The 675-nt window shown below is 60.0% G+C and carries 1 protein-coding gene; it reads right to left on the reverse strand.

The features are described 5' to 3' along the window. Positions 1-109: 109 nt before the first annotated feature. Positions 110-675, reverse strand: a 566-nt coding sequence (locus ACFVX9_RS39670; RefSeq protein WP_387987156.1) for an IS3 family transposase, incomplete at its 5' end; no start/stop codon positions are given.

Genomic DNA, 675 nt, shown 5'->3' on the forward strand with positions numbered 1-675 from the left:
GCTGAAGGTTGGCTGTCGCGTGTGTGGGCTTGCCTTGTGGGGGCTGACTGCTCGGTCTGCTGGGGTTGAGGGGCCTCGCGTTTTCCGGACAGTGACTTGACCGTCTATTTCACGCGGCGATTCGCAACCTCGCATGCTCGGCATGGACTTCGCGCGGAGGGCGGTAACCCACTGCCGAGTGGAGGCGTTTGTGATTGTACCAGAATTCGATGTAGCGGGTGATGTCCTGTCGGGCGATCTCCCGGGTCAGGTAAGTCACGCGTGATACGCGCTCGTTCTTCAGGGTTCCGAAGAATGATTCGGCCATGGCGTTATCGAAACAGATCCCAGTGCGGCCGGCGGATCTCCGCAGCCCGAGCTCGTCAAGAACTGCCGCGAATTCTGCTGACATGTAGTTACTTCCGCGGTCGGAGTGGAAGACTGCCCCGTCCTCGAGTTTCCGGTTGCGTGCCGCGTTGCGGATTGCCTGGGATATGAGTGGAGTCTGGTAGTGGTCGTCCATCGCATAACCGATGACTTCCTTGGTGCAACAGTCGATCACGGTCGCGAGATAAAGCCATCCCTCTCCGGTTTTTATGTAGGTGATGTCCCCGACGAGTTTTTCACCAGGCGCGTCGGCCGTGAAGTTTCGGTCGACGAGGTCCGGGACCACGCAGGCCGCGGCCTGCGTGAGGG

Origin of the sequence: Kitasatospora sp. NPDC058243, from assembly GCF_042882025.1 — a bacterium.
Classification (GTDB): Bacteria; Actinomycetota; Actinomycetes; order Streptomycetales; family Streptomycetaceae; genus Kitasatospora.